Annotated in this window: 11 protein-coding genes; all 11 read right to left on the bottom strand. The window is 36.6% G+C overall.

Translation table 11 applies throughout. The features are described 5' to 3' along the window. Positions 1–22: 22 nt before the first annotated feature. Positions 23–2,386 (bottom strand): ribonuclease R, encoded by a 2,364-nt coding sequence (gene rnr / locus ACKI3H_RS02670; RefSeq protein WP_407370742.1) that lies wholly within the window; start codon positions 2,384–2,386, stop codon positions 23–25. Positions 2,387–2,389: 3 nt separating this feature from the next. Then, the gene (locus tag ACKI3H_RS02665; protein ID WP_407370741.1) at positions 2,390–3,142 is read right to left on the bottom strand and encodes an alpha/beta hydrolase; all 753 of its coding nucleotides are present in this window, start codon (positions 3,140–3,142) and stop codon (positions 2,390–2,392) included. 181 nt (positions 3,143–3,323) lie between these two features. Then, positions 3,324–3,560, bottom strand: a complete 237-nt coding sequence (gene secG, locus ACKI3H_RS02660) for a preprotein translocase subunit SecG (RefSeq protein ID WP_035021456.1) — start codon at positions 3,558–3,560, stop codon at positions 3,324–3,326. Between the two features lie 106 nt (positions 3,561–3,666). Continuing rightward, positions 3,667–4,908 (bottom strand): DUF1015 domain-containing protein, encoded by a 1,242-nt coding sequence (locus tag ACKI3H_RS02655; protein WP_407370740.1) that lies wholly within the window; start codon positions 4,906–4,908, stop codon positions 3,667–3,669. 8 nt (positions 4,909–4,916) lie between these two features. After that, the gene (locus ACKI3H_RS02650) at positions 4,917–6,098 is read right to left on the bottom strand and encodes a 3-phosphoglycerate dehydrogenase family protein (protein WP_407370739.1); all 1,182 of its coding nucleotides are present in this window, start codon (positions 6,096–6,098) and stop codon (positions 4,917–4,919) included. A 4-nt stretch (positions 6,099–6,102) separates the two neighbouring features. Further along, complete coding sequence (serC, locus tag ACKI3H_RS02645) at positions 6,103–7,182, bottom strand: 3-phosphoserine/phosphohydroxythreonine transaminase (protein ID WP_407370738.1); 1,080 nt, start codon at positions 7,180–7,182, stop codon at positions 6,103–6,105. A 446-nt stretch (positions 7,183–7,628) separates the two neighbouring features. After that, complete coding sequence (locus ACKI3H_RS02640; protein ID WP_407370737.1) at positions 7,629–8,126, bottom strand: mannose/fructose/sorbose PTS transporter subunit IIB; 498 nt, start codon at positions 8,124–8,126, stop codon at positions 7,629–7,631. A gap of 56 nt (positions 8,127–8,182) precedes the next feature. Further along, positions 8,183–11,023: a sigma 54-interacting transcriptional regulator gene (locus tag ACKI3H_RS02635; RefSeq protein ID WP_407370736.1), complete on the bottom strand. Its 2,841-nt coding sequence runs from the start codon at positions 11,021–11,023 to the stop codon at positions 8,183–8,185. 482 nt (positions 11,024–11,505) lie between these two features. Further along, positions 11,506–12,804, bottom strand: coding sequence for a phosphopyruvate hydratase (eno, locus tag ACKI3H_RS02630; RefSeq protein WP_407370735.1), 1,299 nt, complete (start codon positions 12,802–12,804; stop codon positions 11,506–11,508). A 199-nt stretch (positions 12,805–13,003) separates the two neighbouring features. Then, on the bottom strand, positions 13,004–14,533 hold the full coding sequence (gene gpmI, locus ACKI3H_RS02625; protein ID WP_407370734.1) for a 2,3-bisphosphoglycerate-independent phosphoglycerate mutase: 1,530 nt from the start codon (positions 14,531–14,533) through the stop codon (positions 13,004–13,006). Then, on the bottom strand, positions 14,533–15,288 hold the full coding sequence (gene tpiA / locus ACKI3H_RS02620; RefSeq protein ID WP_407370733.1) for a triose-phosphate isomerase: 756 nt from the start codon (positions 15,286–15,288) through the stop codon (positions 14,533–14,535). Before tpiA ends, gpmI begins: the two co-directional genes overlap by 1 nt. Positions 15,289–15,303: the final 15 nt, after the last annotated feature.

Here is a 15,303-nt window from a genome sequence, read left to right as displayed (position 1 = left end):
CTCCTAACTCATTAAAAACCCATTATTTTTTCTTAGGTTTTTTCTTTTTAGCTACCTCTTTATAAAAAGGCTTGCTTTTCTTTTTGCTTGATTCTTTTCCCTTAGGTTTATAAGATGAAATTTTCTCTTTTGAACCACTATCTTTTCCGCGAGTTTGACTATTTCCTCTACCTCTGCCTTTTGTTGAACGTTTCGGTCCATCATATTTAGGTGCATTCGGATCTGGAACCAATTCAAAATCAATTTCACGTGTTTCAGGATCTGCTTTTGTTATTTTCACTTTTACTTTTTGTCCAATACGGTAAACGACCCCTGTACGTTCTCCAACGAGCATCATTTGTTCCTCGATATAATTAAAGTAGTCGTCTTTCATATTTGAAATATGAACCAGACCTTCAACTGTATTCGGCAATTCAACAAACAACCCAAATTTCAACACAGAGCCAATGATTCCCTCATAGATTTCGCCAACTTTATCAGCCATAAATTCAGTTTTCTTCAATGCATCCGTTTCTCTTTCAGCATCAACTGCGCGACGTTCTGCTTTTGAGGTTTGCTCAGCAATATCTGGTAAACGATTTTCCCATTTTGCTTTTTGAGCGGATCCTGTTCCTTTTTCACCATACGAACGGATTAAACGGTGTAAAATTAAGTCAGGGTAACGACGAATTGGAGACGTAAAGTGCGAATAGTATTCTGCCCCAAGTCCAAAGTGACCCAAGGGTTCCACATCATATTTAGCTTGTTTCATGCTTCGTAACATCATCGTTGAAACAACTTGTTCTTCAGGCTTACCCTTAACACTATTCACAACTGTTTGTAATGTTTTAGGAGAAACGTCTTGGCTGGTACCTTTAACAGTAATACCAAATGCTGTAACAAATTCCATGAATTTTTGCATACGGTCACTATCCGGTTGTTCATGAATACGGTAAATTAACGGAACTTCCATTTTAGAAAAATGTTCAGATACCGTTTCATTCGCTGCCAACATAAAGGATTCAATCAAACGTTCGCCAACACCACGTTCTCTTAATACAATATCTAATGGCTTGCCTTTAGGGTCTACAATGATTTTGGCTTCTTTTGTATCAAAATCAATCGCTCCACGAGATTTACGTTTTTTCTCAAGTGTATGGTGCAGATTCTCCATTAATTCAAACATGTCCACTAAATTACTATATTTTTCACGTGTTTCTGGATTCTTATCCGTTAATATTTCGTTTACTTCAGTATACGTCATCCGTTCAGTTGTCCGTATCACACTTTGGAAAATATCTTGTGCGACAATTTCTCCATCTGGTGTCATTTCCATCACACAGCTCATCGTTAGGCGGTCTACATGAGGGTTTAACGAACAGATTCCGTTAGATAAACGTTGAGGAATCATAGGAATCACTCGATCGGTTAAGTATACGCTGGTTCCTCTTTCAAATGCATCTTTATCTAAAGGACTATCTTCTGTTACATAATAGGAAACATCTGCTATGTGAACGCCAAGTTGATAATTTCCATTATCCAATAATTTCAAGCCTACAGCATCATCTAAGTCTTTCGCGTCCGCCCCATCAATCGTCACAAGAACTTCATCTCTTAAGTCACGACGTCCTTCAAGATCAGATTCTTTAATACTATCCGGTACTTCATCCGCTTGTTGTATAGCCTCTGGCGAAAATTCAGTTGGAATGCCGTGTTTGTAAACGATAGTTAAAATATCGATTCCTGGATCATTTATATGTCCTACAACTTTTTTAACGATTCCCTGCATACTCCTTGGAAATTCATCGTCTGGATACAAGGTTATTTCTACGACAACAATAGAACCGTCAACCGGTTTGATTCCTTGCGCTTCAATAAAGACACGAATGTCTGTAATTTTTTTATCTTGAGGATCAAGGTAGCCATATAGACCCGTTTCTTCGATTCCTTCTTCACTGTAAGCATAAAATTCCCCAACTAATTGAGTAAATTTACGTTCAATAATAGCATTTATCTTTCCTTCAGCACCTTTGTCTGACCAAGGTTCCGCAGGTTTAATAATGTCTACTGTTACTTTATCTCCATCTAATGCATAATTTGTCATATTAGGTGGGATATAAATATCTTTTTCTTCATCTTCGATTGAAACAAAGCCAAAACCTCGATCGCTTGCTCTGAAAGTACCAGTTAAAACAGGATCATTACTTGGCAATTTAAAATGCCCTTTTTTATTTAAAAAGAGTTTACCTTCTCGTTCCATTTCAGCCAATGAACTGACAAGGACTTTAAAATCGGCTGCACTAGTCAAACCCATTCCCTCACTGATATCACTAACTTGAAACGAAACTTTCTTATGTTCTTTCATAAAAACTAAAATCGCTTCTTGTAATGCTTTTTTGTCGTTCATTTTTTATCCTCCATTCCAATCTAACTGTTTTAAAAAGTTGCTAACATCTTCTTGCAAGGCTTTTCTATCTACACCTACCGTTACCGCATGTTTGCTATTTTCATACAAATGAAAATCGACGACGGAAGCTTGTGTTAATGCTTCTTTAAATGCGATTGCAACTTGTGGATCAATCATTTCATCTTGACCAGCTTGTGCAATGAAAATGGGCTGTGCGACCTCATTATAATGAGCCTTCATTGATTGTGTTAGTTCACTTATTTCGTTTAATTGGTTATCTAATTTTCGCTCTACTTCTGGCATGCGGTTAGCTATATCTGTCTCAGAATAACCTGCCTTCTTTTTCAGTATACGCACAAAAGTTAAAAATTCTTCTCTCACGTTATTGCCTTTATGAAAATCAATCACTGGTGAGCAAAATGTGCCACCAGCTAGTACTGGTTCTTTATCGACTATCATTTTTGTCGCTATGATTCCGCCTAAAGATAAGCCAAATACCGCAATTTCTTCATAGCCCTTTTCTTGTAAAAAATGGATAGCTTTCTTTGCATCTTCTATCCAATCTTTTGTTGATGCCTCTAAAATATCCTCTGGTTCCATTGTGCCATGCCCTTTGAATAACGGTGCATAAACGGTATAATTTTCTTTCTCCAGTGCTCTTCCCAACATTCGTACGTCATTCGGTGTACTAGAGTAGGCATGCATCAAAATAACAGCTTGAGGTCCCTTTTCAAAAAAAAATGATTTTATAGCCATGGGTATTCTCCTTCTTCTCTTTCCTGTAAGTCTTCATTCTACTATTTTACTGTATAATTGCCTTTTTTCATACTCAAACACTATGAAAGGTTATGAAAAGTATGTCGTTCTTCTAAAGAACTTGTAGATTTTTTTAGAAAAAAAAGCCACCTGAAGATTTCAGGTAGCTTAACTAAGTTCCTTAATTAATTGCTATATAAGCAAGAGCAAGTGCCAACGCAAAGAATAATGTTCCAAGTACTACTGTAGCACGTTGCAATACAGCCTCAAATCCGCGTGCTTTTTGTTTCCCAAATAATTGTTCAGCTCCGCCGGTGAATGCACTAGCAGCATTGCTGGTCTTTGTAGGTTGCATAGCAACTACAATGATAAGTAAAACTGATACAATTAGTTCAGCAATTAAAAGTGTATCGTACAATTTCATTGCCCTCCTGTCTACCGTTTCTTCTATCCCTAACTCTAACATAAAAGATAGTAAATTACTAGAAAATAAATGAACTTATCAGCTTACTATTTCCTCATGTTTACTTACTTTCAAGATCATGAACAAATAATCCACTTAATAACTTCGGCTCGAACCAAGTCGATTTTGGAGGCAATACCTCTCCGCTATCTGCAACACGTATTAGTTCATCAATCGTCGTAGGGTACATAGAAAACGCTGCTGAAAACGACCCTTCATCTACAGCATCACTCAGTGCTTGCATACCACGTATTCCACCAATGAAATCAATTCTTTTATCTGTACGAATATCTTCTATACCAAACAAAGGCGTCAATAGATGCTCTTGTAGGAGCGAGACATCTAAGCCTTGCACTGGATGAGTTGAAATAAAGCTAGGCTTTACCGTTAACTTATACCACTCGTCATTCACGTACATTCCAATTGTCTTTGGCTGTTTAGGCTTGTAAGGAGACGGCACTTTTTCAATATCAAATTTCCCAGCTACTTTTTCTAAAAAATCATCTTGAATCAGTCCTTTTACTACTCGGTTATAATCCCAAATTGCCAATTGTGATTTAGGAAACAGTACAGCCAAGAAATAATTGAATTCTGCTTCATCTGGTGCATTTGGGTACCTATCTTTCCTTTTTAATGCAACTTTCACAGCAGATTCAGTCCGATGGTGACCATCTGCAATATACAATTCCGCTACGTTTTGATCAAATAATTGTGTTAACTTATCCCTAACAGCTTCTTGATCAATGACCCATACTGTATGCTCTACTGCATGGAAACTCGAGAAGTGATAAATTGGTTCATTTTCTGCTGCCCATTTTTTAATGAGTGCATCGATCGATTCTTGATCTCGATATGTTAAAAAAATCGGACTAGTATTTGCATCCGTAGCATCCACATGTCGAATACGATCCACTTCTTTTTCTTCACGTGTAAATTCATGTTTTTTTATGTTCTTTTCCAGATAGTCCTCAATTGATGCGCAGACCACTAACCCCATTTGTGAGCGTCCATTCATCGTTAACTGATAAAGATAAAACTGCTCGGTCTCCTCTTGGATCAACCAACCCTTTTGTAAAAAAGCCTTCAAATTCTCTGCGGCTTTTTGATACACTTGTTGCGCATACGGAGAACTTTCTTCCGCTAAATCAATTTCAGCTTTATCAATGTGCAAAAATGACTTCTCATTCTGATCTCCTATCACTCGTGCTTCTTTTGAATTCAAGACATCATAAGGAAGAGATGCTATTTCACTCGCATATTTTTCAGTTGGGCGAATAGCCTTAAACGGTTTAATTTTAACCATATTTCCTCCTACTTCCCATTTTTATTTTTAATTACCCGAACGCTTAAGATACCTTCGACACTACTAATTTTTTTAACGATATCTGTTAACTTTTCTTCAGAAATAGACTCCACATCAATTAATGTGTAGGCATAGTCTCCTCGGCTTTTATTCATTATATTTACAATATTTACGTCGTATTCTGCTAATCCAATCGACATTTGTGCTACCATATTGGTCACATTACGATTGATAACTGCTAACCGGATTGGTGAGTTAAGAACCATTTCTACACTTGGAAAATTAACAGAGTGAACAATATTGCCTGTTTCTAAAAAATACTTTAATGTTCTTGATGCCATTTTGGCACAATTGATTTCTGCCTCTTCTGTTGAAGCTCCTAAATGCGGTAAAACAACTGCATTATCCATTTCAATTAAACGTTCATCAGCGAAATCGGTTAAGTAACTTTTTAATTTTCCTTTTTCAAGTGCTGCAATAACAGCTTCTACATCAACCAATTCTCCACGTGCAAAATTTAATAAAACAGCATCCTTTTTTACTAAGAGTAACTTCTCGGCACTGATCATCGCCCTAGTTGAAGGCATCAACGGTACATGAACAGTGATATAATCAGAAGTTGTTAAGACTTCCTCAATGGTGAGCACTCTTTTGACCCGACTAGAAATGCTCCAAGCCGTATCAACTGAAACATAAGGATCATATCCCACTACATCCATTCCAAGACGGTAAGCATCGTTTGCTACCATTGCTCCTATTGATCCTAAACCTATAACTCCTAGCTGTTTTCCAGCTAACTCACTTCCAACAAACCGTTTCTTTTCTGCTTCTACTCTCTTTTCTACGTCTGGACCTTTGAGTGTTTTGACCCATTCCACCCCTTCAATGATTGGACGGACCGCTAAGAGTAAACTAGCGATGATTAATTCTTTTACTGCATTTGCATTGGCTCCGGGGGTATTGAACACAACAATTCCTTTTTCAGAACATTCTTCTACTGGGATATTATTGGTTCCTGCTCCGGCACGGGCGATTGCTTTTAGCTGACTGGGAAAAGTCATGCCATGTAAATTGTGACTTCTTAACACTATACCATCTGGATTATCCGTTTCATTTAATTGATAATTTTCTATTTCAAATTTTTTCAAACCTTCTTCAGCTATTGCATTATATGTTTTAACGGTATACATGTTGTTACTTCCCTTCTACTTTCGCTTCAAATTCTTTCATAAGAGCTACCAATTCATTTACTCCTTCTATTGGAAAAGCATTGTATAAGCTAGCTCGCATTCCGCCTACAGAACGGTGACCCTTTAAATTGATCATCCCTCGGTTTTCGGCTTGTTTGATAAATAATTTGTCTAGTTCAGCATTTCCCGTAACAAATGGAATATTGGTTAAGGAACGGGAATGTTTAGAAACGGGCGAACGAAACAGCTTTGAAGAATCAATGGCTTCGTATAGTAAAGCCGCCTTTTTACGGTTTATTTTCTCAATTTCCGCAACACCGCCTAATTCTTTGAGCCATTCAAACATTAATTTAGCTGCATAAACAGCAAATGTCGGTGGAGTATTGTACATGGAACCATTAGCTGCTTGTATCTTGTAATCCAACATAGCGGGTAAATTTTCTTTTAGTCCAATTAAATCTTCACGAACAATAACCACTGTCAAACCTGCAGGTCCAATATTCTTTTGAGCTCCAGCATAAATCAACCCAAAGTCAGATACATCATAGTTACTAGACAAAATATTAGAAGACATATCCGCAACAAGCGGTACTTCAACACCATTAGGCATGTTGAGAAAAGCTGTTCCTTCAATCGTATTATTTGTTGTGATATGCACATAATCGTATTCTTTATCTATTACGGGAATTTCTGGATTTTCTATAAAGTTATTTTCTTTTGAACTGGCGATGACTTCTACTGTTAATCCGTCAATTTTCTGAGCTTCTTCTATGGCTTTTTCAGACCAACTTCCAGTATTGACATAGGCTACTTTAGTTTTCCCTAGATTCATGGGCAGCATTGTAAATTGTAAACTTGCACCACCTTGCAAAAATAATACTTTATAATTTGACGGAATCGTCATGAGTTCCCGTAAAAGTGATTCTGCATCATTCATAATGGATTGGAACAAGGAAGATCGGTGACTCAATTCCATAACCGACATCCCACTGCCTTGGTAAGACAATAAGTCTTCCTGTATCGTTTTTAATACGGATACCGGCATAATCGCTGGTCCGGCTGAAAAATTATAAAGTCGTTCCATTTTAATCCACTCCTAATAATTTCCTTTTAACGCTAATCAAAATCTCATAAACTTAATTTTAATTATACCAGTATTTTTTTATTTAAACAGACATATTCCTATTTTTTATAAAGAAATAAACAAAAGGACTAGGAAAAATCCCAATCCGTTTGTTTGTTATACTAATTTAGTGGATCTATATTTTTAGTGTTAATAAATTTCTGGAGGAATAGGGTTGCTTGTAACCCTGCATAGGAATTCAATAAGAATTATAAACCATTAGCGCTTCAGCAATTATGGTTTATTTGTAGCTTGAAAATCTGTAAGACTAGAGGCTTTCAGGCGGTCTCCTATGGCTATACAAGCGTACCCTTGCATTCCAGAAGAAATTTCATTTTGAAGTAACTATACTATTTGTCATACACCTAGTGTAGTTGTTTTTTCGAAATAGCTGTCTTTTTTAAGTACTACACCATTCCTTCTTTTTTCAATAAATCCATCATATAGACCTTGCTATCTGTTACTACTTTACGAATCTCTAAATCGATTCCTTGCTCACTTAAATAGTGTAAGTCCTCGATATCTTGATGATTTACTGCAACTGCGTTTGTAATCATTTTTTTTCCATCTGAAAAACTCATTCCGCCAATATTAATGGAATCAAAACTGACTCCACCTTCTACTACTCTTCTGACATCACGCGGATTAGTAAACAGCAACATTGATTTAAACGTATTGAATGTAGGATCATCATAAATTGAAATCATTTTATCGATTGTAATCACATTAACATTCACACCTGGAGGAGCAGCATGCTTTAACAATGTTTTTCGCAATATATCCTTTGCTACCTCATCGCTAATGACTAAAATACGGTTTACTTTTGTTACTTTTGCCCATACAGTCACAACCTGGCCATGAATCAACCTGTCATCAATACGGACTAATCGTATTTCCATAGACATGGTACCTCATTCTCCTCATTATTTTTAAATTAATCAATACATTCCTACTTGCTTCATTAAACGGTTTCTTGATGCGCATCTACTATTTTAACAATGTAAAATAATTCTGATTCTGGAATCGTCATATTTAATCTTGATTCAAGCAATTCATTGGCTTCTTTAACCGATTGATAATAAATTGAGTCTTTGTTAATTGTTTCATCCGATTGACTCATCGGATCGCTGAACAATACTCGTTCAATCACACCAGCCATATGCATCAATAGACCAGTTTGGACACTATTGCTAAGTTTTTTATTTAATTTTTCTTCTATAATTTCTGTGTAATCCCACAATATATTGATGAACTTCCGTGGATTAAGAAAAGTAAAATAAGTAGCCAAATATTCTTCACATAGCTGCTTTGTATCCATTGACTCCGCATAACTTCCTTCAGCATATTGCTGATCCAAAATGACTTGTTTAACTTTCTCATCTCCAGAAGACTGGAACAATTCTTCCAATGTTAAATGAGGAACATTTAATGCTGGTTTTGCTATTCCTGCTGTGGCTAACACTTGATAGTCTTGCGAAATTTTTTGAACTTCTTCTTCCATACCAACTAAAGAAATGGAAAAAATTTCAATGGTTTCATCAATAAACTCTTCTAATAAGCTTTCTACACGTTCTTTGATACGTACGGCTGTCCCTTCACCGGTTGAACAAATCGTAATAATAGCTTTCGGCTTGTAGATCTCTTGTTGCGTTGATGTAGATAGAAAGACCGGTTTGTCTTCGGGAAGGTTGCTGTATCCTCTGAAGTTTTTTAAAGACCAATAGATTTCATCTAATTGATTGTCCATAAAAGACGTCTTGCGTGCTGCTTCTAAGACAAGAGGCGTGGTTACCATATCTAGGGTTTTTACAGCAATATCTGTCTCACGCATCGCTTTTACACCAAACGTTGTCAATGATCCCATATCGACTAAAAGAAGTACACCCTTGCCTTCATTGACATTTTGAATAGAGCTTAAAACCAATTTATAGGCTTGCTGTGGGCTCATTTCCAAAGGCATATCTACCGCTTCAATATTCTTAACATCTAGTAATTTAGCCACAACTTGAACCATACTTGTCGCTGTCGATCGTCCATGTGCAGCGACAACGATCCCCACATCACCTAAATTATTCTGTTCCTTTAAAGAGACCAGCAGCATGGTTAGATACCAGCATTCTACTTCTGGAACGTTGATTTGGTAATTTTCTTTCATGTGGTTTTTAATCAAGATGGCTACTTCATATTCATTTTGGTAATTCAAAATCAATTTATCCAATTCACTATTTTGTTTGATTTGAACAAACCCTTCTTTTGAACGTTTGATAAAAGAACTTAAGTGCAAACTCATAGCATATAAGAAGTTTTGTTTAAAATGATACCCTAAATGATCTTCTGCCATTTTCCAAATTTCTTTCGTTAGTGTGATAACTTCTTGCTCAACAATATCTCTTAAATTATGCTCATTATTAGGAATCAATTGGTTGGTTTTATAAAATGATTTCAAATGCAGGTTAATGTCTGTTGTAATAAAATTCTCAATGTCATCCTGGTTCAACCCTTCATCTTTGAGCATTACAGCCTTATCTCCGATGATTTCATATAAATTGAACGGCAATTCATACGTATCTTGCTCTAACATATAGACAGAATCCTTAGGATGAATGGTCATACGTGGTTCAAGGTAGTTGCTGATTTCATTTAGTTCATCTCGATTTCGTGCAAGATTAACCAGCCCTTCTTGAAGCTCTCCCGTTAGTAGATCCATGTTGATTAGCATTTCTTCATTGTTGTCCATGCTGTTCAAAAAAGCTTTGGCACAAGCCAATTGGATGCTTGATTTCAATTGACCGATATTTCCATAAGTAACGCTTCCCAGTAAAGCTTTAACAACATTTTCTTCGATAACGATTCGTTTATTAATACGGTTCGCTTCAATAGACAATAATAATTTGAGCAGTTGGATACGTTCATTGGCTGGCCGCTCATTAAATGCTGGCAATTGAATGGTTACTGGAATACGTCGTACAAACGTCTTCAATAAAGCTGAACTTGGGTCTTCAGTAGTTGCACAAATAATTCGAACGTTAGCTGAATACCTTTTTTCTGTTTCTCCCATTGGTTGAAATGTACCTGTGTCCATAAAGTAAAAAAGCATTTCTTGTCCTTCTGGAGGCAATCGATGAATTTCATCTAAGAACAACATGTTGTTGTCTGCTTTTAACAATAATCCTTCTTTTGCTTCTGTAGCTCCAGTATAAGCACCCTTAGTATGTCCAAATAAATGTGACATCAGCAACTGCGGATTTTGCGAATAATCTGCACAGTTAAAAATAATCAAGGATTGCTTCGGCTCAATGATGCCTTTATCCTGAGAATATTGATACATGGCATTAGCAAAAAACGTTTTTCCTGATCCAGTCGGTCCAATAATCAGGCTGTTTAGCCCTTTTGGCGGATAAAATATGGCCGCTTTTGCTTGCTCCATTTGATTTTTTAAACTGCCATTTGACCCAATCATGTACTCAAATAGACTATGGTCATTTTTTCTAGCATCATTTGATTTTTCTATTGTCGGTTTCTTTTTGATTAATGATTCATCTTTATAGGATTTCACAGGTTTAGATAATGGTTTCCACTTTAAGCAATTACTGTCAATATATCGCACAGGTCTTCCTTCAAGTTTCGCTATTTTCCCTTCACGAACTAGAAGATTTAATTCTTTGCTTACATTCGTGCGAACAATATTCAAAGCATCAGAAATTTCGCTAGTCGTCAGACCTGATCCGAATTCTATTTCTTCACTAGTAAGTTTTTCCGTATGTTTTTTAACAAACTGATAAACTAAATCTTTTCTCTTCATTTAGTTACCTACCTTCCTATATTCTTAATCGCTTACATTCTATCACAAATAGACCAATTTGTATCATTAATTTTGATACAGTAAAATTTGTGTATCAAAATCGAAACTATTGTTCATTTTTTGTTCACTTCTACCATAAATTATTTTGATGAACAATAAAGTGCTTAAAATGAAATCTTTTTTGGAATAGCAGTTCTGCTTGCGGAGAGCCATGGGACAGCTTGAAGCTTGTAGTCTTCAGAGCTTTCAAGGCTTAAACAAAGCAATAACCGTTGAAGCGCTAACGCTTTGTAATTTGCATTGAATCTTTTAAACGGCTACAAGCAATCCTATTCCTCCAGAGATTATTTATAATCGACTTAACTATACTCTAGCAGCATTTAAAATGTAAACTTTTAAAAATAAAAAAAACACTTCATTAGTTGCGTTGCCTCAACTAATGAAGTGTTTCTCTATTCAAGAATTTAATTTACCTTAAATTCTTATTTGTTTTTTAGGTTGTAGAAAGCTTGTAAACCTTCGTATACAGCTAAATCGCCTAATTGATCTTCGATACGTAACAATTGGTTGTATTTAGCAATACGGTCAGTACGGCTTAATGAACCAGTTTTGATTTGTCCTGCATTTGTAGCTACTGCGATATCAGCAATTGTTGAATCTTCAGTTTCACCAGAACGGTGAGAAACTACTGCAGTGTATCCAGCTTTTTTAGCCATTTCGATAGCATCGAATGTTTCAGTCAATGTACCAATTTGGTTAACTTTGATAAGGATAGAGTTTGCTACTCCCTTATCGATAGCTTGAGCTAATTTTTCAGTGTTTGTAACGAATAAATCATCACCAACTAATTGAACTTTATCGCCTAAAGCTTCTGTTAATTTTTTAGTACCTTCCCAGTCATTTTCATCTAATCCATCTTCAATAGAGATGATTGGGTATTTAGCTACTAAGTTTTTGTAGATTTCGATCATTTCATCAACTGTTTTTTCGCCTTCGCCTGAATCAACTAAGTCGTAAACACCTTTTTCTTTGTTGTAGAATTCTGATGATGCAGCATCCATTGCAAGCATAACGTCTTCACCTGGTTTGTAACCAGCTTTTTCGATTGCTTCGATAATAACTTCGAAACCTTCTTCATTAGAGCTTAGGTTAGGAGCGAATCCACCTTCGTCACCAACTGAAGTAGCTAAACCTCTTGATTTTAAGATTCCAGCTAATGCATGGAATACTTCAGCACCCATACGTAAAGCTTCTTTGAATGAAGGAGCTCCTACAGGCATGATCATGAATTCTTGGAAATCAATACTATTGTCAGCATGTGATCCACCATTAATAATGTTCATCATAGGAGTTGGCAATACTTTAGTATTGAAGCCTCCTAGGTATTGGTATAAAGGAACATCTAGGTAATCAGCAGCAGCACGTGCTACAGCGATAGAAACACCTAAAATAGCGTTAGCGCCTAATTTAGCTTTGTTTGGAGTTCCGTCTAATTCGATCATTGTTTTGTCAATTGCCATTTGATCGCGAACGTCAAATCCAATAAGAGCTTCAGAAATAATGTTATTCACATTTTCTACTGCTTTCAAAACACCTTTTCCAAGGTAACGAGATTTGTCTCCGTCACGTAATTCAATTGCTTCATGTTCCCCAGTTGATGCACCAGATGGAACCATTCCACGGCCAAATGCTCCGCTTTCTGTGTAAACTTCTACTTCGATTGTTGGGTTACCGCGTGAGTCTAATACTTCACGAGCTAAAATATCTGTAATAAATGGCATTTAATTTCTCTCCTTTGAGTGTACAAAATTTTTAGTGCCAGGGCTTTGCCCATAGCTTCATTTTAGTGAGTTTGCCTGTTAAATGCAAACACTTTAGGTCTTCTCTTACAGTTTCTTTACTAAACTTATCTAATTAAAAGAATTTATGCAAAGTCTGCAGCTTTTACATCGTTATCTTTCGCAAAATAGATCGTTTATTTTACTTCTGAATCAAAGATTCACCAGTCATATCATCTGGTTTTTCAATGTTTAATAAATCTAACATTGTTGGTGCAATATCAGCTAGACGTCCGCCTTCGCGTAGTGTTGCTCCTTCTTTAGTTACAATAACAGGAACAGGTACAGTTGTATGAGCAGTATGCGGTTTCCCCTCAGGTGTTGTCATTGTATCCGCATTACCATGATCGGCAAAGATAATTGCATATCCGCCTTTAGCAGTAATTGCATCAACTACGCGACCTAAGTTTTCATCGACCGCTTCAATAGCTTTGATAGTTGGTTCCAGCATACCTGAATGTCCAACCATATCCGGATTAGCAAAGTTTAAGATGATCGCGTCATGTTTATCCGCTTCAATATCTGCTACTAATGCATCCGTTACTTCGTAAGCACTCATTTCAGGTTTCAAATCATATGTTTCCACTTTTGGAGATGGAATCAAGATACGGTTTTCACCAGGGAACTCTTCATTGCGTCCGCCATTCATAAAGAAAGTAACGTGCGGGTATTTTTCAGTTTCCGCAATACGCAATTGAGAAAGTCCATGTGCTGATAGAACTTCACCTATAACATTTTTCAATGCAACCGGTGGGAAAGCTATTTCAGCTTTAATACTTGGGTTATACATTGTCATTGTTACAAGTTTAAGATTTTGAGCTCTTTGTCCACGATCAAAGAATTCCCATTCATCATCCGTAATAGCATTGGATAATTGAATAGCACGGTCAGGACGGAAGTTGAAGAAAATGATAGAATCATTGTCTTGTAAAGTTGCAACAGGTTTTCCATCTTTTTCAATAACTGTCGGCATAACAAATTCATCAAATTTTTCTTTGTCATAACTTGTTTGTACAGCCTCTAATGCACTTGAAGCTTTAAGACCTTCTCCATGAGCAATAGCGTTATAAGCTTTTTCTACGCGTTCCCAACGTTTGTCGCGGTCCATAGCATAGAAACGACCAGAAATGGTAGCAATTTCACCTGCTCCGATTTCTTTGATAGCTTGTTCTAATTGTTCAACATATTTGATTCCAGAATTAGGTGCTACATCACGTCCATCAAGGAAAGCATGAACATAAATATTTGGTACACCTTTTTCTTTTGCTGTTTTAATCAATGAAATCAAATGATTAATGTGACTGTGTACTCCACCATCTGATAAAAGCCCAAACAAGTGCAAATTAGATTGGTACTTGATTGTTCTTTCCATTGCATCACTTAAAACAGGATTTGTTTGAAATTCGCCTTCTTCAATAGCTTTATCAATACGTGTTAAACTTTGATAAACCACTCGTCCAGCTCCGATATTTGTATGCCCAACTTCAGAATTCCCCATTTGCCCTTCTGGAAGACCTACATCTAGTCCAGAAGCTTTTAACGTACTATGAGGGTATTTTTCTAAAAGATGGTCAAAGTTTGGTTTATTGGCTTGAGCTACAGCGTTACCCATTACTTCATTACGCCATCCTAATCCATCTAAGATGATAATGGCTACAGGTGCTTTTGTCATTATTTAACAGCCTCCAATAATGCTAAGAACGATTCTGCTTCTAAGCTTGCTCCTCCTACTAAAGCTCCATCAATATCTGATTCAGCCATGTATTCAGCAATATTCTCAGGTTTTACACTTCCGCCGTATTGAATACGTACAGCATCAGCAGCATCTTGAGAAACTTCTTTTGCAATTGTTTGACGAATAACTGCACAAGTGTCGTTTGCGTCTTTTGAAGTAGAAGATTTACCAGTTCCGATTGCCCAGATTGGTTCATAAGCAATAACTGATTCAGCTATTTGACCTTCTGTTAAGCCAGCGATTGCTGCTTTAACTTGTCCGCTTACCCATTCATTTGTTTCTCCAGCTTCACGTTGTTCTAACGTTTCACCACAGCAAATGATTGGAATCATACCGTTTTTGAAAATAGCATGTGCTTTTTTGTTAATTTCTTCATCTGTTTCATGGAAGAATTCACGACGCTCAGAGTGACCAATGATTACGTAGTTTACTCCTAAGTCTCCTAAAGCAGCAGGGCTGATTTCACCTGTGAATGCTCCAGCTTCTTCAAAGTAGCTGTTTTGAGCTGCGATTTTTAATTCTGTTCCTTCTGATGCTTTAACTAATGATTGTAAGTATAAAGCAGGAGCTCCAATAACTGAATCTACTTGTTCAGAAGAAGGTATTTTTGTTTTAACTGCTTCTACAAACTCAGCAGCCTCAGCAGCAGTTTTGTTCATTTTCCAGTTACCAGCAATAATAGGTTTACGCATAACATAACTTCCTTT

The sequence above is a fragment of the Carnobacterium sp. genome (genome assembly GCF_045617425.1).
Classification (GTDB): domain Bacteria; phylum Bacillota; class Bacilli; order Lactobacillales; family Carnobacteriaceae; genus Carnobacterium_B.
This window is presented reverse-complemented; position numbering and strand designations above follow the sequence as displayed.